General features: G+C 50.0%; 15 protein-coding genes. 2 read left to right on the forward strand and 13 right to left on the reverse strand.

Going from position 1 to position 18,720, the window contains the following annotated elements; all coding sequences use genetic code 11:
• Window positions 1-21: 21 nt before the first annotated feature.
• From NYE24_RS28055 to NYE24_RS28080, 6 genes are all read right to left on the reverse strand, one after another.
• Window positions 22-3,147: an amidase family protein gene (locus NYE24_RS28055; protein ID WP_342477186.1), complete on the reverse strand. Its 3,126-nt coding sequence runs from the start codon at window positions 3,145-3,147 to the stop codon at window positions 22-24.
• A gap of 539 nt (window positions 3,148-3,686) precedes the next feature.
• Window positions 3,687-4,697 carry a glycoside hydrolase family 130 protein gene (locus NYE24_RS28060; RefSeq protein WP_076155320.1) on the reverse strand — a complete coding sequence of 337 codons (1,011 nt, stop codon included), beginning with the start codon at window positions 4,695-4,697 and terminating at the stop codon, window positions 3,687-3,689.
• A 34-nt stretch (window positions 4,698-4,731) separates the two neighbouring features.
• On the reverse strand, window positions 4,732-5,682 hold the full coding sequence (locus tag NYE24_RS28065) for a DUF1861 family protein (protein WP_342477187.1): 951 nt from the start codon (window positions 5,680-5,682) through the stop codon (window positions 4,732-4,734).
• A gap of 33 nt (window positions 5,683-5,715) precedes the next feature.
• A complete protein-coding gene (locus NYE24_RS28070; RefSeq protein ID WP_342477188.1) occupies window positions 5,716-7,278 on the reverse strand; it encodes an extracellular solute-binding protein in 1,563 nt (520 codons plus the stop codon).
• Window positions 7,279-7,336: 58 nt separating this feature from the next.
• On the reverse strand, window positions 7,337-8,209 hold the full coding sequence (locus NYE24_RS28075) for a carbohydrate ABC transporter permease (RefSeq protein WP_342477189.1): 873 nt from the start codon (window positions 8,207-8,209) through the stop codon (window positions 7,337-7,339).
• A 21-nt stretch (window positions 8,210-8,230) separates the two neighbouring features.
• The gene (locus tag NYE24_RS28080; protein ID WP_342477190.1) at window positions 8,231-9,082 is read right to left on the reverse strand and encodes an ABC transporter permease subunit; all 852 of its coding nucleotides are present in this window, start codon (window positions 9,080-9,082) and stop codon (window positions 8,231-8,233) included.
• Between the two features lie 307 nt (window positions 9,083-9,389).
• Here NYE24_RS28080 and NYE24_RS28085 point away from each other — a divergent pair, with 307 nt between their 5' ends.
• Window positions 9,390-11,714: a helix-turn-helix domain-containing protein gene (locus NYE24_RS28085; protein ID WP_342477191.1), complete on the forward strand. Its 2,325-nt coding sequence runs from the start codon at window positions 9,390-9,392 to the stop codon at window positions 11,712-11,714.
• Window positions 11,715-11,725: 11 nt separating this feature from the next.
• Here the strand turns inward: NYE24_RS28085 and NYE24_RS28090 are convergent, their stop codons facing one another.
• From NYE24_RS28090 to NYE24_RS28115, 6 genes are all read right to left on the reverse strand, one after another.
• Window positions 11,726-12,436 carry an ABC transporter permease gene (locus tag NYE24_RS28090; protein WP_036691056.1) on the reverse strand — a complete coding sequence of 237 codons (711 nt, stop codon included), beginning with the start codon at window positions 12,434-12,436 and terminating at the stop codon, window positions 11,726-11,728.
• On the reverse strand, window positions 12,436-13,386 hold the full coding sequence (locus NYE24_RS28095) for an ABC transporter ATP-binding protein (protein ID WP_076155331.1): 951 nt from the start codon (window positions 13,384-13,386) through the stop codon (window positions 12,436-12,438). The genes NYE24_RS28090 and NYE24_RS28095 overlap by 1 nt, the downstream gene beginning before the upstream one ends.
• Before the next feature lie 121 nt (window positions 13,387-13,507).
• Window positions 13,508-14,551: a HAMP domain-containing sensor histidine kinase gene (locus NYE24_RS28100; protein WP_036691052.1), complete on the reverse strand. Its 1,044-nt coding sequence runs from the start codon at window positions 14,549-14,551 to the stop codon at window positions 13,508-13,510.
• Window position 14,552: 1 nt separating this feature from the next.
• Window positions 14,553-15,248, reverse strand: a complete 696-nt coding sequence (locus tag NYE24_RS28105) for a response regulator transcription factor (RefSeq protein WP_342477192.1) — start codon at window positions 15,246-15,248, stop codon at window positions 14,553-14,555.
• Between the two features lie 185 nt (window positions 15,249-15,433).
• Window positions 15,434-15,640, reverse strand: a complete 207-nt coding sequence (locus NYE24_RS28110; RefSeq protein WP_342477193.1) for a hypothetical protein — start codon at window positions 15,638-15,640, stop codon at window positions 15,434-15,436.
• 104 nt (window positions 15,641-15,744) lie between these two features.
• Window positions 15,745-16,134: a MerR family transcriptional regulator gene (locus tag NYE24_RS28115; RefSeq protein ID WP_342477194.1), complete on the reverse strand. Its 390-nt coding sequence runs from the start codon at window positions 16,132-16,134 to the stop codon at window positions 15,745-15,747.
• 118 nt (window positions 16,135-16,252) lie between these two features.
• On the opposite strand from NYE24_RS28115, the gene NYE24_RS28120 reads away from it, so the two are divergent.
• Window positions 16,253-17,302 carry an NAD(P)-dependent alcohol dehydrogenase gene (locus NYE24_RS28120; RefSeq protein ID WP_036691043.1) on the forward strand — a complete coding sequence of 350 codons (1,050 nt, stop codon included), beginning with the start codon at window positions 16,253-16,255 and terminating at the stop codon, window positions 17,300-17,302.
• Window positions 17,303-17,407: 105 nt separating this feature from the next.
• Here the strand turns inward: NYE24_RS28120 and NYE24_RS28125 are convergent, their stop codons facing one another.
• On the reverse strand, window positions 17,408-18,688 hold the full coding sequence (locus tag NYE24_RS28125; protein ID WP_342477195.1) for a glycoside hydrolase family 27 protein: 1,281 nt from the start codon (window positions 18,686-18,688) through the stop codon (window positions 17,408-17,410).
• Window positions 18,689-18,720 lie beyond the last annotated feature (32 nt).

Genomic DNA, 18,720 nt, shown 5'->3' on the forward strand with positions numbered 1-18,720 from the left:
CCTTTATACTTTTAAGTTCCCTTACTTCCCACCCTCCAGCAACCTCGCCACCATGGTAGCGAATTCTGCCCGGGTAATGTCTTTTGCAGGCTTAAAGGTACTGTCTTCATATCCGGTGATAATTTTATTCGATGCCAGTGCATCAATGGAGTTATAATACCAGGCCTCTTTGTTAACATCTTTGAATGATGTGGTTCCGGTACCGGTCAGCTTGAAGGCTCTGGTGATTAGTGTGGCTAATTCACTGCGGCTAATCTTCGCATTGGGACGGAAGGTGCCATCGCTGTATCCGTTCATCAGGCCGGCACTGGCTGCTGCGCCGATGTACTTATTCGCCCAGTGCGCCCCTGATACATCAGTGAAGCTGCTTGTTTGTCCGTTAAGTCCCATGTGCGTTGTAATGACCTTAATGGCCTCGGCGCGGGTCAGACCTGAATCCGGACGGAAGGTGCCATCGGCATAACCTGTCAGTAATCCTTTGGAAATCAGCAGGTCAATGCTTGCCTTTGCCCAATGCTTCAGTGTATCTGTGAAGCTGACCACTTCCGGCTTAGGTGTTGGTGCTGTTGTTTCTGCTGGTGCTGGTGTAGCTGTAGGAGCCGGTGTAGCAGTAGGTGCTGGCGTTGGTGTTGGTGTTGCCGGTGGAGTTACGGTACCTCCTCCAGGACTTGGATTGCTTGGTTCATTATCTACTGGGTCTGGATCAGTAGGGTTTGAGACATATGGGAGTGCTGGTGCAAAAGCGGTAAGCAGTCTGGCCTGACTTTGCTGCTCAAGAGCATAACCCATACCTAGAACTTTGGCATCGTCCCACGCTCTGCCCACAAGCTGCATCGAGATCGAATAGCCGCTGTCGTTCGTTCCCACAGGCACCACTACCGTAGGGAGACCCACATTAGATGTTAATACGCCCGTGTTGCGGTCCGAACTTAGCTGAGAGGCTGATGCGTCATTGTTATATACGTCACTGATGAAACCTGCATACACAATAGCATCCACGCCATTCTCGTCCATCCAGCCTTTGATCACTTCCTTGTAGTCCGTTCTATACTTGATGTAATCCTGTACAGCCTGTTCCGTCATCCGCGTAGGCGCGGTATACGATCTCTGATTATAGATAAGCACTTTATCTGAGGCAAGCACACTTGCTCCGTCCGCGTAAGGGAAGGCTTTGTGAAGCTCAATGTAGCGCGCCCAGCCTTCCGTTGATCCGTTAATGCCTGATGGACGGGTAGGGGCTGCTGGCATTTTTGACATTTCAACCATTTCCGCTCCCGCAGCTTGCAGTTCTGAGAACTTATTCTTTACGGCTAGTCCGGTATCATCATCTGCATAACTGGAGACAAAGGATTCGGGGATGAATCCGATTTTCTTTCCTCTCAAGGCCCCGACATCCAGCGATTCCTTCCAGTTCTCCGGACGTTTATGATCGGCATCGGCAGTTACGGTGAAAATATCCTGCGGGTCCGTACCCGTTGTTGCGTTCAGCATAATAGCCAGGTCCGTTACGGTTTTGGCAATAGGCCCCGCATAGTCCTGTCCCCAAGTCAGCGGCAGCACACCGGTTGTACTCGCCATGCCGTCCGTTCCGCGGAAGCTTTTTAAGCTGGCGCCTGTCGTAGGGGCGTAGAGAGATACCCCTGTCTGCGATCCCATGGCGGCCGCTGCAAAATCAGCGGCAACCGATACGGCTGATCCACCGCTGGAGCCAAAAGAGGTTTTGGACGGATAGAGCGCATTCCAGGTCTGCATCCAGCCGCTTTCACTGAAGCTTCCGCTGTTCGCGAACTCCGAAGTATTCACTTTACCAATAATGACAGCGCCGGCTTCCCGCAGCTTATTCACCTGGAAGGCATCTGATTCTGGCCGCCAGCCTTCAAGTGCTTTACTGCCGCCTGTTGTCGGCATATCCTTGGTGTCATAGATGTCTTTGATCGCAATCGGAATTCCCAGCAGATCACCCTTAGCGCCTTGTGCACGGGCATCGTCAGCCGCTTTGGCCTGAGCCAGCGCAGTTTCGGATACATGCAGGAAGGCATGGAAGCCGAGTTGGCCCATATCGTACGCCTTGATCCGATCCAGATACGCTTGCGTAATTTGGACAGAAGTCGTTGTACCGCTAATCATATCCTGCTGCATCTGTGCAATGGATTTATTCACAACATCATAGGGGGAGGAAGTAACGAAGCTTTGCGCTGCAGGAGCCTCTGGAATGAACAGGTTATCTCCAGTATTAAGTCCCTCTATACCTGAGATATCCCAGTTACTGATGGAGCGGATCTGTGCAGGGGTTAAGCCGGACACATCCAGCTGCTGATTGAGTCCGTTAAGTGTGGCAACCAGATTGTTCAGCCCAGCTTCCCCAGCTTCTCCAACCTGTACAAAATTCACCAGGGATTTCGACTGGCCCGGTTCAAGATTCAAGGTGTTAATGAAGCCATAGAAATTCGCCTCATTACCGGACTTGGCCAGAGGTGTGGTGAATGGATTCTGCTGCTGATTCCCAAGAGCCGTTAATCCATTATTAAATGGATGTGGAGACCCGACTGCAACACCTAGAGGTTTATTGTTTCTGGCACTGCTATCGACCACAATCCATGAATCGTCTGTCGTTACCTCCAGATCATTGGAGTAGGTTGCCTTGACCACTGAAGCATTGGCCGCTGTGCCATACCCTAAGGAGCCGCCGAAGGATACATCTACTTTTACAGCCATATCATTCTTATTGGTAAAAGTATCAAAGAATCTAGTTCGATTATTGATAGTGTCCACATACACATCACGGGTAACGGTGACATTTCCCAGATTGACAGATTGAGAGGAAGTGAATCTATTAACACCATCGTACTTGAGGTCAAACCCGCGCATCATTTGTCCATTCATCAGGGAAGCTGCAGGCGAGGATACTTTCACAAAAATGTTGCCGAACCCTTGCACTTGGGTAGTACCAACGGTTCGCAAGCTTCCTGTGTCCAAGCTGGGAGCGAAAGCATCGTGAATCTCCCATACTGTACCACTGGATGAAGTAACTCGGGTTAAAGCATCGGCGGTTTGAAACGGAATGACTCCTGAAGCAATAACAGATAATGCAATGGAAGTAGCTATAACTTGCCTCTTGGTTCTACGCAGACGTTTTAACTTACTCATGTTGGCAATCTCCCTTTCCTCTATGTATATTATTAATTGTGTTAAGAAATATAACATTGTATATTAATTCAGTCAATGAATAATATGAAATTGAACTATTTTTAGAGATTTTAACAAAGGGAAGTTGCTGTATATATTATAAATGATAATAAATATGATAAATTAGTGTTATGTTATTTAACATTTTAGGTTATGTATATATTCTGCTGATAGATTATGGAATGTGCTACAATATTTTAAATGGAATTTCACTTGTATAGGATGACACTAAAAGGAGATTTATGATGAAACGACTTCGCTGGAGCATTGCTGTTTATTTCTTGCTATTCTCGCGGAAATTGAACGCAAAACCGGCAATAGCGAGCTCGCGGTCAAGTATGCCAGGGAAGCAGTAGAGGCTTCGAGAGGTGTCCAGCGTTATGTGTTATATAAGGAGTATGAAAGAACGTTACCGCAAGCGGTTGAAGCATAGTTTGAAAAAAACGGGTATCATCCTCATTCAAGGATGATACCCGTTTCTGTTAGTTAGGATGCCAGTCTCACTGTCCCAAACACAGCCTGATCAGATCATCGACATGTGCGGTGGCCAGGCATTCTACGGTGTCGGCGGCGCCGTAATAGATTTTGACTTCGCCATCGTCCTCCAGGATCATGCCGCCGGGAAAGATGACATCATTGCGGAAGCCTCCGTCTACTTCGTAGGGGGCTTCAGGGGCGAGCAGCGGCGAGGCGCTCATCCCAAGGATTTTCTTTGGATTATGGAGATCAAGCAGCATAATGCCTGCTGTATACCGCTTCTTCCAGGACGGCTCCCAGCCGTTCTTGCCTCTGGCGGGATCAAGATCCACCGCATGGAAGGTGGTGAGCCAGCCCTTGTCAGTCTTAACGGGCGGTGCTGCCGGACCGATCTTGTCATTGGCGAACGGGACCTGCTCCACTGCAAGCAACAGATCCGAACGCCCCCAATAGACCAGATCCGGCGACTCCGCGATCCAGGTGTCGAACCGGTCCAAGCCTCCGCGGCTGTATACGGTGAACGGGCGTTCCAACCGCACATAGTTGCCGTTGATCTTCTCCGGGAACAGCACCATATTCCGCAGGTCCGGCGTAGACAAGCTCAAGATCTCAAAGGATTCGAAGTCATCCGTGACTGCGATTCCGCCCCGGATGCCATGCCGCGTATCTACAGCGAAGCACATGTAGCAGCGGCCGCCGATTACCGTCAGCCGCGGATCATATCCGCGCACGAACTCTTCGTCTTTAAGCTTGAATACTGGCTTCGGACCGGCCGTCCAGTGGATTCCGTCTTCACTGAAGGCGATACCGAGATCCGTTGTGTGAGACGGCTCAAGGGTCTGCTTCTCAAGGGAGCCATAGTCATTACGGAATACCATCACATACCGGCCGCCAAACTTAACCACTCCCGCGTTGAATACTAGTGCGGTGGGGTAAGGGACCCGCGCTGCATCCAGCACAGGGTTGGCCGGATGACGGCGGATGAGCGGGCTAGATGCCAAAGCTCCTATAATGGGTGTATTGTTATCATTCATCGTTGAATATCCTCCTTGAGTGTTGAACTGCGTGCTAGACAATACTTCCATAGGGCGCAAACGGATAGTCAATCGTAATACGTCCAGCCTGGCAGTCGCCAATCCCGCTGTACAGATCAGCCTTGCCATCCTCACGCATCACGATCCCTGAAGAGAAGACGCAGTCCGTCAAATACGGTGCCTTGGCAGGTCCGGGCGGGTAGCAGGAGCGGCTTCCAATCAGATGCAGGTTATGAGATTCCCGGGTCACGGGATCGAAGATGAAGGCCATGTTCAGATAGACCTTGATTTCCTGCCCGTTCTCCTCCTTATGCGAATAACAAATATGGCCGATGATTCCGATGTTGCCGCTGCTCAACAGGTAAGCCTGATTGACGCCTCCCCATTCACCTGTTCCGAAGATACCATGGATGTACGGGGCATTCTCAATAACGTCAGCAGTCAAATCCTCCAGCTTATCAATCACCGTGAAGCCGATCATGGATTCGCTGTCATATTGGCCCTTCACCTCGTTGCCCCGCGGACGTGAGAAGACGCCAATTCTGTCGTCCGCCAGAGCAACAAGGCGGATATCCTTCATTTTGTTAGGACCGGTAGTAAAGTAATACAAATTGTGGAGATCCGTCCCCCGGTAAAAATAACCGAAATACGTGCTGTATTTGCCGCTTTCATATTGCACATGCGTTCCGCCCAGTACTAGCTCATCACCTATTTCGCTGATATAAGGGTCCTCCAGCGTATAGATCGTGCTGTTCTCCACCAGGGTCCACTCATCCTGGCCTGTTTCCTCGAACAGACGGACCCATGAGCGGGCCCATTCTTCCCGGCGTTCTACCCGGCCGAACAAGTAATGTTTTCCATCACGTTCAAAAGGAATCGAGATATTATAAACATCAAATCCATCCACATTTTTAAATTCCAGGGTTGCGCTTTCATAAATAGTTTTTGTTGCTTCAAACTCTTGTTTTTGCTGATGCAGGTTCAAAATTTTTTCACTCCTTTATTCTAGCAGCACTTTTTATTGAAGAGAAGCTTGATATTCCTTGAACTGCTTCTGATATTCGGCAACGACCTTGTCCAGACCTGCCTTCTTCATTTTATCCAGCGCTTCCGGGAAGGCCTTGTCGTAGTCCAGCACACCCATATAGATCGGAGTGATGCTGGCTGAAGCTTCCGAGAGAATATTGGTATATTCAGTTCTTACATTCGTCGGGTCAAAAATAAAGTTGGCTGCAATACTGTTGACCGCACTCGGATTAGGCTCGAATAAGACCTTGTTATTCTCAGGAATACTGCTCTCCGGGTCAAAGCGCATAAAGTTCACATTGCCGTTCTGCGAATCAGAGCCTCTGTACCGCGGATTATTATTGTTGTTCGGGTCTCTGATCGGCTTTAGGCCCTTGTCGCCATCTTTGGTGTAGTGCTCACCCTCGATGCCATATTGAACCAGATCGTAGTTGTCCTGGCTGGCCAGCATCCAATCCATAAACTTAACGGCCGCCTCGGGATGCTTGCTGTTCGCCGGTACGGCATTTCCGTTCTTGAAGGAGAGGGGGCGCAGATACTCTTTCTCCGGGTTAAACCATACTACGCCGATATCGTCCACTGTAGCATTCGGATTGTACTTCTGGAGCCCGTTCAAGCTTCCGCCCGTTCCCAGGCGTACGAACCATTCTCCGCTGTCGAGCTGGGCATCTACCTGTTCCTGCTTCATGACCAGGATGTCAGGGTTCGTAATTCCTTTGGTGTACAGCTCGTGCATGAAGGCGGCATCCTGCTTGAATTCATCGGTTTCAATCCAGGATTTGACCTCTCCGTTCTGGTTGACATAGAAGAACTTATCCTTAACCGTGAACGGGAAGGTATCATAGGTCCGGTGCAGGATGGAGGTATGCAGATTGATCGGGTCAAAATCAGCCCGGGTGCCTAAGTAAGGCTTGTTCTTCCCCTTCCAGTTCTTCATCACCGTCTCCCAGGCGCTAATCAATTCAGCCGGAGTTGTAGGCTCCTGCAAATTGTTCTCGCGGAGAATGTCGCGGCGGATATTGAACTGGCCTTCACTGGCCATTTCAACCCAGTAGGAGGGGACGATATAATATTTCCCGCCGATGGTGGCTCCATTGAAGATGTCCTCCGGAATATTCTTTTTCAGGTTGGCTCCGTACTTCTCAATCTCCTCTGAGATATCGGCCAGTGCACCCCGGGTATAATAGTTGGAAAAAGGAGTACGGTCCTGCATGACATGAAACAGATCGAACTCTTCACCGGTAGACAGCATCAGGTTCAGCTTCTGGTCCCAGGCATCCCAGGGGATGAAGATTTTCTCCACGGCAACGCCGACACCGTCTGCAGCCAGCTTCTCATTGACCTTCTCGAACACCTTCTGGTAGTCTTTCGGCTCGGTGCCGGGAACTACGTATTTGATCTTGACGACCTCAGAGTTATTAGCATTCTCTGCATTCGGGGATGAAGCATTGCTTTCTCCATTTGCGCCAGGGCTGGCATTATCCGCCTTGCCGCACCCGACCAGGGTGGACAGGGCAAGCACCACAGCTAACAGGGTTGCATAGGATTTTCTCATGAATAATACGGACCTCCTCTTATGTTGTCTTCTATATGTTAACCCCTAAGGGATGACATCAGCCTTTGACTGAACCGATCACGAGCCCTTTCACGAAGTACTTCTGTAAGTAAGGATAGAGGAAGATGATCGGCCCGATGGTTACGATGGCTGTCGCCATCTTGACCGACTCCGAAGGAAGCGTAACGTCGCTTGTTCCGGCCAGCATGGCCATATCGTTCAGCATACTGATCTCCGATTGCATCTGCAGAAGCATAAATTGCAGCGGGTACAAGTCTTTCGTGTCGATCAGCATGATCGCATTCCACCAATTGTTCCAATAATCCAGTCCATAGAAGAGGGCGATGGTCGCCAGTACCGGTTTACATAACGGAAGATAGATCTTGAAAGCAATGACAATATCACTGGCCCCGTCTATGGTGGCGGATTCCCGCAGCGAGTCAGGAATGCCGTTCATGAAATTACGCACCAGGAAGAGGTTGAACGGGCTGAACAGCAGGGACGGAATAATCAGAGCGAGAATATTATCGGTTAAGCCGAGCGCCCGGTTCATCAGATACCAGGGCACAATGCCGGCGGAGAAAATCATGGTGATAAAAAAGTACAGGGCCAGCAGATTGCGGTGCCTCACATTTTTGTTCGCCAGGGTGTAGCCTGCCATAGAAGTAATCAGCAGGGCCAGCGTGGTACCGACGAGAGTGACAAAGATCGAAATGCCATAGCTCTGAATGACCTGGGAGCCGCTCGTGAAGATCAGCTTATAGGCATACAGAGAGAATTTCTCCGGAAACAGGCTATAGCCGTTCTTAAGAATGGCATCCTCATCCGTGATCGAGATCATCAGCACAAGCAGCATCGGAAGCAGGCACAGCGCCGAATAGACCGCAGTCAGTGTGTACATGACCGTCTTGCTGATTGAGAACTTTTTCATTAAAACTCCTCCTTCCCGGATTTAATATAATGCGCCGTCTTTAAAGTACTTGCGGGTAATGGCATTGGTACCAAAGACAAGGATGAATCCGATAACGGACTGGAACAGTCCTACGGCCATGGCTTCGGAAGGGTCGCCGATCTGGCGCAAGGAACGGAATACATACGTATCAATAATATCCGTGGTCGAATACAGTGTGCCGTTGTCCCCGATGAGTGCATAGATCATCCCGAAATCGCCATACATAATTTTGCCGACTGAGAGCATGGTCAGGATAATAACCGTTGGCATCATTAGCGGAAGTGTTATCCTAAAACACATTTGCAGGCGGTTCGCCCCGTCAATCTCTGCGGCTTCATACAACGTCTCGTCAATGCCGGTAATGGTTGCCAAGTAGATGATAGCGCTCATACCGGCGCCTTTCCACACATGCATGATGGTCAGAATCGCCGGCCAGGACTGGGCATCGGTATACCAGTTCACGGAGTCCATTCCGAATTGGTTCAGGATTCTATTAATCACGCCCATATCCATGGAGAAAAGCGCATACAGCACATAGCTGATGACGATCCATGAGATGAAATTCGGGAATAACATCAGCGACTGGCTGATCTTCACAAATAGCTTCTTGCGCAGCTCGTTCAGCACCAATGAAATAGCCAGCGCCATCAGGGTACCAAAAATAATAAACAGTAAATTAAGGTAAATGGTATTAAAGGTAACTGTAAGCGCTTTATTGGAACGGAAGAAAAACTCAAAGTTTTTGAACCCCACCCATTCGCTATGGAAGATTCCCTTTGTATAATTGAAGCGCTGGAAAGCAATGACCAGATAAGGATAGGTCATATACCCGAAAATAAATGTGTATGCCATGGCCGGCAAAATTAACAAATAGGATGTGCCATTCCTGCGGATGTCAGACAGTATGCTCAATCCTGGCCGCCGTTTTTTCTTCAATTCCTGTTCCCCCCTATTTGTTATAAATGACTGTTGCCATGATTTCAGCTTAGCCATAGCCGCAGCAAGTGTCTATTTCGAAACCCGGCAAACGCTTTCGAATTAGCTGACAAGGCTTTCAAAAAAACGGAATGGCTTTCATTTTCCCCTGATTCAGTACCTTTTCGGCCGTAAATGGTCTATATTTAGAAATGATAACGGGCAGCAAGGGGAGGAATTCAGCATGCGGACAACCATCAAGCGGCTTGTTCGATACAAGGCCTTTCAAAAACTCACAATCTCATATTTCCTTCTCGTTCTGCTAACTGTAAGCCTGCTCTCCAGTGTACTCTTCTCCTTGTTCTCCAGAAGCACCATCAAGGAGATCGAACGCAATTCCCGGGCGATGTTATCTCAGATTACTTACGCCTCCGATGTCGTCTATAACCAGGTCATGACGATCGGAAATACACTGCTGATTCAACCGGAGATCCTTACCTTTCTGGATGAGACGGTGGAGGACAAGGTAAGCAATTATCATATTTTTCAGCAGATCGAACAAATTGCCAATTTGAACCCTTATATCCATAGTATCGGAATCCACCGGCCTTCTACAGGAACAACAATCGATACAGCCGGGCTTCCGTTCGACGCATCGCTCACTGCGCTCAGCGCGAAGCAGTACATGGAATTCAATCCGCGCAGCCTGAAGGTTGCAAGCCGTAATAGCGGCAGACCCTTACAGTTCCTGACCTTCTTGCTGTACCCGAATTTCGCATACCAGACCACAGGTAGTCCGCTGATCTATATCAATGTGGAGGAGCAGTCGATTCTGGCGACCATCCGCAAGATCGGCAAAGTGGACGCCGCTAATAATGTCTTCGTGATTAATAATGAAGGTAAAGTGCTGTCTCACACCGATTCCAATCTGTTCCTGGATGATCTATCCGGGGAGGAGTATGTGCGGACGATATTAATTGAGAACCAACCGGAGAACAGCTTCACCACGACGATCGCAAACAAAAAGAGTCTGGTCACTTATGTGAAATCAGAGGAACTGGACTGGTATTTTGTAAGCGTTTCACCGTACTCCGAGCTCATCTCTGACATTGACAGGCTACGGAGCATTACGCTGCAGGTCACAGCCGGTATTGTACTTGCAGGCCTGTTGCTCTCTATCCTGTTGACCTCGAACATGAACAGACCCTTAACGGCACTACTGGAAAAAGTGATGCCAAATCCGGTCAAACCGGCATCCGGCTTGGCACTGATTGATGAGTACAAGATGATGAACGAGGTGTTCCAATCCTATCATGAACGTGAGAAATCGATGCAGTTCGTCATCAACCATTCTTCCCGGACTGTTCGTGAGCATTATCTTCATGCCTTGCTGCGTGGTCATTCTCTGGAGAATTCGGTCTCAAGCGAAATTATTAAGGAGATCGGCGAGGAGGTTGCGGGGCCGTTCTTTGGCGTGCTGGTGTTCAAGATTAATGAGCTTGAGCCTGCAGGAGAGAGGATGGAAGGGAAACAGCAGGCCTTGCTACGCTTCGCGCTTGGGAATATCGCCAAAGAGCTGCTGGAACATATCGGCCCCTGTGATGTTCTCATTATGGGAGGAAACGAAGCGGCCGCCATCCTTCAATACACGAAAAATCAGCTCCCGGAGGAGCTGAAGCCTGCCTTGCGTGATGTTCAAAGCTTCCTGAACCGTTACTTCAAGGTGACAGTATCTATTGGTATAGGAGATATAGCCTTTGGCAAGGGAAATATTCCGTCCTCGTATACTTCCGCGCAGCAGTATGTGAAATACCGCTTAATCTATGGAAAAGAAGCGATTCTGGATGCAGCGGCGACAAGGCACCATGTGTTAACGGCCTTAAGCTATCCCGGCGCCTGCGAGAAGAAGCTGATTGATGCCGTGCAGCAGGGCAAGCCGGAGCCTATTATTAGCGCCACCCAAGAATTTATCGATACCATATCCGGCGGTTCGGTTCATCAGATCATTACCTTTAGCACTCAGCTCATGTTGTCTTTGCTGAAACATTTCGATTATTTACAGCATGTGCCGGATTCTAACTTCAATGATTACCTGCAGGCGGTAACCGAGATTGAAGGTGCTGAGGATTTGGCGGAGATCCGCAACCTGTTTGGCCGCTATTGCTCCACGATCTGCAAGTTAATTGAAGACAAAAATCACTGGATGAATGCTAAGAAGCATAATAGTCTCATTGAAAGAGTACAGAATTATGTCCATGAACATTATGCCGAGCCTAATATTTCCCTCGATCTGGTGTCCAAAATCGCCGGACTGTCACCCAGCTATCTGGGCAAGCTGTTCAAAGGAGCAACCGGGCAATCCTTCAGTGAATACCTGAACAACACCCGGCTGGACAAAGCCAGGGAGTTACTTGCTGCTACACCTGACACGGCGGCCAAGATCAGTGAAGCGGTCGGGATCTACAACATCACTTACTTCTCCACCCTGTTCAAGAAAAAGTACGGACTGACACCCTCGGCCTTCCGTGAGCAGGAGGCGATGAAAGGCGCCGCAGGTGATGAGGAGTGATCATTTCCCGCTTAAGGCTGCTCCGCATATCTCCACCAGGCAAAGGTTCCGGCGATTCCGATAATCCCGGTATAGGCAAGTATGATGATACTACTTAGCTGCAGCGAACCGGTGCTTTGAAATACCGAGGGGATGGTCCATGGGAAATAAGGCGCGAATCCGAAGGAGGCCAATACATTGGACAGAATGACGATGATCAGGATAAGCCCAAGGGGGGCCAGGTAGCCCTTGGTCACATTAGCCAAAAGAATGCTTGGCGCGGTCACAAAGATGTACAGCAGTGAGGTGATCAGGAATTTAATGAACAAGCTCCAAATGAAAGCGGCGGACCCGCCTGCAACGCCGAGGATGGCCCCTACGGCAAGACCTACGGCAAACATATAGATGGAAAGTAACAGACACCATGCTAAAATGACCAGGAATTTGGACAATACAATTTTCGCTCTGGAAATGGGCTTGGCCAGTAAATCTTTGATGGTCCGGTCCGAAAATTCCCGTCCGAATACCCATGCGGCTACAAAGGTGTATCCGATCAGTCCCAGCGGGGCAAGTGTCTCCAGCAATCCGTTTAAATACGCTTCCCAGTTGACACCGTCACTGGATAATACATTTCCGACGCCCATCATGATGGGCCCGAAGCCTAGAACCAGAAACATAATCCAGAACACATTCGAGCGGATAATCTTGCGTAGCTCACAATGTAACACCGATAGAATATTCATTATTTAATCCCCCTGTTAACCCCGATGGTGCGGAGAAAATAGCCTTCCAGATCCTCTGTAACTACCCGGAGTGACGTTGGCGGCTGATTGCAGGTAACAAGCAGTTCGGCCAGCCGTTCAGGATGATCTGCCGCATGTTCATTGGTTAGTTTAATAGAGCCGTCCGGGGTATCCACAAAGTCATAGCCATGCTCTTCCAGCACCTTCTTTAAGGCAGGTTTGTTCCGGCCGTTCACGACCAGGCTTTTCTCTAAGGACTGCTCCAGCTTATCCATTGCGACTTCTTGCACCAGCTGGCCGCCGTGGATAATGCCAATCCGTGTGGACACCTTCGAGAGCTCCTCTAACAGATGGCTGGATATAAAAACAGTGATGCCGAAATTGTGCGCCAGATTGTATAACATATTCCGTATCTCCGCCACGCCTGCGGGATCAAGGCCGTTGATCGGCTCGTCCAGGATTAGAATTTCCGGGTTGTGAATCATCGCTTTGGCAAGTCCCAGGCGCTGCTTGTTCCCCAGTGAGAGATGCTTTGCTTTTTTCTTTTTGTGCGGTTCCAGCCCCAGCTTATAGATCACCTGATGTACGGCATCCGGGTCCGGCAAGCCTTGCATACGCCGTGCGATATCCAGATTCTCCGTTACCGTCAGATCCGGATAAAAGGTAGCCTCCTCCAAATATCCGACGTTACTCCATAATTTAGAGTTTCCAGCATCGACCTTCTCACCTAACATATAGAGCTTGCCGGAAGTAGGCTTAATCATCGCCAGGAGCATCTTGATCGTCGTTGTCTTCCCGGCGCCGTTAAGTCCCAGGAATCCGTAGATCTCTCCCCGGCTGACCTCCAGCGAAAGATTGTTTAATATGGTATAGTCGCCAAAGCTTTTGTGCACTCCGTCAATTTGTATAGCGGGCGTGCTGCCGATTCTTTTCTTGGATAAAATACTCATTCTTCCTCAAACCTCCTGCTTGGTTCCAGTGATTGTTGCATCCTTCTACAACGTATTGTCACATCCAAACATGAAGCTTTATTAAAAGAAAAATAAATTGATCTGAAGAAAATATAAAAAACTATAAAGGCAGGCTGAATCTAATCCCGAGACCGCCGTATTCGGAGGAGTAGGCCACAATCTCGCCCCCGTGATGCTCAATAATCGATTTACAGCTGGCCAGCCCCAGGCCAAGTCCGCCCTTCCGGATCTGCCGCGACGGGTCCACCGTGAAGAATTTGAGGAACAGCGAAGACATATCCTTATCCGGCACGCCAATGCCATTATCCTCAATCTGAAAATAAGCATGATGCTCCCGCAGGTATCCGGTCATATACACCTTCAGCTCATTCTTTCCACCATATCGTACGGCATTGCTGAAGAGGTTGCCGAACACCCGGCGGAGCATCGGTTCATTGACCGTCAGCCAAATGCTGTCCGTGAAGGAATGGCGGCATGTCAGTTCAATATCAAGTCCCGCCAGCTCGTATTCGTATTCAAAAGCAATCTCTTCAAACAATTTTGTCGCTTTTACAGGTGTAGCTGTCATGGATTCGAGCTCCAGTTTTTCTTTGGTGAAGCTGGAGAAATCATTAAGGAGCTCAACCATAAAGGCTGACTTTCGCTGAATCAATTCATAAAATTCCTGCTTTTCAGCTTCGGGTAAGTCCCTATGTGTAGCCAGAAGTTCAGTGAAGCCGTTAATTGAGGTGAGGGGTGTCTTCAAATCGTGGGCGATGGCGGCAAGCATATCGGTCTGTTCTCTGTGGGCGAGCTGAAGCCGATGCTCCATTTTATTGAAATGCTTATAGAGCTCTCCGATCTCATCCTTACGCTTCAAAGCCAGCGGAGGCAAGGGATGGACCACATTGACTTCCCCCAGCCGGGCATTCAGACGCCGGATAGGCTTCTCAATATAATAATGAATATAGATGATCAGAATGAAAAATATACAGCCCGCGATGGCGAAGATGGGTAGCAGTAATACTATATATGGTGAATCCAGTAAGGTGGTACGTATAGGGGAATATACCGCAAAGACAAACTTCAAATACAAACCAATAGAGAACATCAGAATCAGCAGCATCAGCAGGAATAGCAGGGGAAGCTTTATTTTCAGTTTCATCCTATTGCTCTCTTTCCGTGTATTTATAGCCTATGCCCCAAATGGTTTTGATGAAGTTATGCTCAGGACCCAGTTTCTTGCGGATATTCTTGATATGAACCGTTACAGTATTGATCTCTCCGTATTCGTCTCCCCAGACATTCTCATAGATCTGCTCACGGCTGAGTACCTGGTTAGGGTGACGCATCAGGATAGACAGAATCTGAAATTCCTTCGCGGATAAGTCGAGCTTCCGGCTGTACAGGAAGGCTTCATACGTTTTGTCATTCAAAATGAGCGGAGCATCAGCCGGGTCTTTGGCGGGAATAAGCTCGCCCCACTCTTTATGCAGCCTGTCCACTTTACGGAAATGAGCCTTGATCCTGGAGGCCAGCTCCTGAATACTGAACGGCTTGGTCATGTAATCATCTGCGCCGATTTCCAGACCGATAATTTTATCGATGTCCTGATCCCGCGCACTTAATAACAGAATGGGAACATTATAAGAGGACCGGATCGTTCTGCAGACATCCAGTCCATTCATATCAGGCATCACTATATCCAGAACAATGAAATCAATGGGGTGATCATCCACCGCTGATAGGGCTTCCCGCCCGGAACTGGCTGTGATGACGGCGAATTGCTCATATCTTAGCGTCTTGGTGATGAGTTTCACGATTTCTTCATCATCGTCTACAACTAATATCGTTTTTGACATTGGACTACCTCCCGGGCACTAACCATTCTGAGGTTAATCATAATTGCTTGACCTTGTTGTTGCAATTCTTGGAGAAATGCCTGCTAACAACACCCACCAGCAGCGGCAAGAGCAGCATGCCAAATAACCGGGCCGGATAAGAGATACTCTTGTCCGGCCCGGTTATTTACTGCCTAGTAGTTAGTTTAGGGATTCTTGCGTTCCTTCTTCTCTTCCGAATCTGGTGCAAGGCCGGGAGCTGCTACTTCCGGGTCATTCCCCAGCACGGCGCCTACGATCTCATCCAGCTTGTCTGTTTCAGATTGGCCGTCCGCCGGACTGGATTCGCCCTCCGGGATCGGGTGGACACCTGCGGTGCGTCCGTCGAGCGGAGCTTTTTGATCATCCTTCATTTGTAAGTCTCCCTTCTAAGTACAGGTTCTGTCTTAGGATGTGTCTGCGATAACTGTTCTATGTAACGATAACCGCAGCGGAGACTGGTGAACCATCCGGCTGGTTAGGATTGGCGGACCACTTCCATACTATTTTCCAGGGCAGTCTTATAATAGTGGCATTTATGGTCTATGACTTCCATCGTTTTTCTTAATTCCTCCATCTGCGCTTCTACTGAAGCCTTTCGCTCCAGGAACATGTCGTATCGGCGCTGCAGGGTGGAATCTCCTTCGGAGCACCATTCAATGAAATGCTTAATCTCTTTGATGGGCATCCCGGAGGCCTTCAGGCATTCAATGATCCGCAGGGCCTCCATGTCGGAGGGCTTGAATACGCGTTTGCCGCTGGGAGTTCTCTCTATAGAAGGGAGTAGGCCCTCTTTGTCATAATAACGAAGGGTATGCGGGGTCATGTTGAAATGCGCTGCGGCTTCACTTATGGAATAGGTCTTCATCTTATATCTCCTGTCCTGAATATTTCGGGCTTGACTTAGAGTTAACTTTAAGGAATATCATAGGCTTTGTAAAGCTTAAGGCAAGATGTCTACTATTCTATTGAAAAGAGGTCTCACTATGATACAAGTTAACGCACGCGCTGCATTCAGCCAGGAAGGCCCGTTCAAGCTGACTACGATCGAACGCCGGGAGTTACTCCCGCAGGATGTTCTGATCGAGATTAAATACGCCGGGATTTGCCATTCCGATATTCATACCGCCCGCGGAGAATGGGGACCGGTGAAATATCCGCTGGTTCCGGGGCATGAGATTGCCGGGATTGTCAGCCAGATCGGTTCTGGAGTGACGAAATATGCTGTTGGCGACCGTGTAGGGGTAGGCTGTATGGTGGATTCCTGCGGCGAATGCAGCAGCTGCCAACAAGGTGAGGAGCAATATTGCCTGGAGGGGAACACAGGAACTTATGGAGCGACTGACCGCCACGGGCACTATACACAAGGCGGATATTCCACACATATCGTTGTCACTGAAGACTTCGTGGTGCGGATTCCCGACAGCCTTCCGCTTGACGCTGCTGCACCTCTATTGTGTGCCGGAATCACCACTTATTCACCACTGCGCCACTGGGGAGCTGCTCCCGGCAAAAAGGTAGCTGTAGTGGGTCTCGGCGGCCTGGGGCATATGGCAGTCAAAATTGCTCATGCCATGGGGGCTGAGGTTACGGTGTTATCCCAATCCCTGAAGAAAAAGGAAGACGGCCTGCAATTGGGCGCAGATCATTATTATGCGACCAGTGATGCGGAGACATTCAAGCAGCTAGCCGGTTCCTTCGATCTGATCATTAATACGGTCAGTGCGCAGGTGAATATCAATGCTTTCCTGTCACTCCTGGCGCTGGACGGAACCCTGGTGAATGTTGGTGCGCCTGCTGATCCCTTAGCTGTTAACGCCTTCTCGCTGATCGGCCACCGCCGCTCCTTTGCCGGTTCGATGATTGGGGGAATCCGCGAGACGCAGGAGATGCTTGATTTCTGCGCTGAACATCAGATTGCTTCCGAGATTGAAGTGATTTCGGCTGACCAGATTGACGAAGCCTGGGAGCGTGTGCTGGCCTCGGATGTGCGTTACCGCTTTGTAATTGATATCAGCACGATGGGGAAGGCATAAGTTTTTAGAGGAGTAAGATCTTTAATCTATATTGTTTGAAAAATAGCCTGCGGGAATGGAACTACTCCATTCCCGCAGGCTATTAGTAATTCTGCCTAGCTTCTCCTACGAGAAGCTGTATAACCGTACCCCGTGCGCAGGCACGGTAGTTTGCAGCACACCGCCGCTAAGCTCAGCTGGCGTCTGGCTCCACAGCTCCGTACCTGCGGCCACGCCGCCGAGGCCGATCTCTTCGAGGCTCAGGTCGACCGGCAGCGGACTGTTGCCAATGTTGAAGACGGCTGCATACCGGGTGCCGTCGTCATGAGCTGCGGTCCAGACGATCAGCTCATCGCGGTACAGGGCTTCCCTGGCGCCATGGCTCTCGCGCTGCATCCGCAGCACCTCGCGGTTGGTGAGCAGGGACAGGGTCCAGTCGTCATTGTCCCGCAGCTCACCGCCGAAGATCAGCGGCGAACGGAAAATACTCCACAGCGACATCATCGTCAGCTGCTCGTCCCGGGTGAAGCGGGTCCAGCGGTCATCCCCGCCGCCGTCGACGGAGCGGACGCCGATGTGGCCGAGCGGCAGCATATCACAATCCGGCCAGGAGCCGGCCTGCGGGACGCCCTGCCAGCTGCGGCAGCGGCTGAACATGTCCAGCAGCAGCTCCCAGCGGTCCCAGAAGTCATCCGTGATGCGCCACATGTTGGCATGCCCGGTGAAATGTTGTGCGTATTCTACCGGAGCAGGGCCGGGTGAGAGACTTAGTACCATCGGGCGGCCGCAGTTCTCGATAGCCTGGGAGATCAGGTCAATCTCCGGCTGATGGGTATCGTACAGTCTGGAGGCGGCGATGTCATCCACCTTGACCAGATCGACGCCCCACTGGGCGTACAGTTCAAAGAGTGAATTGTAGTAGGCCTGAGCACCTTCCTTAGATGCATCGACACCGTACATATCTGTATTCCACGGACAGATGGAGTTCGTGTGCGCGATCTCGCGGGCAGTTGCCTCCGTCCCCAGAATAGCAGTTCCCGCATGGGCGGCCTGACGCGGAATGCCGCGCATAATATGAATACCGAACTTCAGTCCCAGGCTGTGGACATAGTCGGCTAGCGGCTTGAAGCCCTGTCCGCCCGCTGCCGAAGGGAAGCGGTTCTCGGCAGGCATCAGCCGGGAGTATTCATCCATGATTAGAGGGACGAAGGGACGATACAGAGAGGACACGGCACAAGGCTCATACCACTGGATGTCAACGGTGATATAGCTCCAGCCGAAGTCTTTAAGATGCTCGGCCATATATTCCGCATTGCCGCGGATTTCCGCTTCTGTTACGGCTGCGCCGTAGCAATCCCAGCTGTTCCAGCCCAGCGGTGGGACAGGTGCTGCAAGCTTATGATTCATTGTATAATCTCCTTGTCAGATGGATTATTGCT

Source organism: Paenibacillus sp. FSL H7-0350 (assembly GCF_038593195.1).
In the GTDB taxonomy this organism is placed as follows: Bacteria; Bacillota; Bacilli; order Paenibacillales; family Paenibacillaceae; genus Paenibacillus_AQ.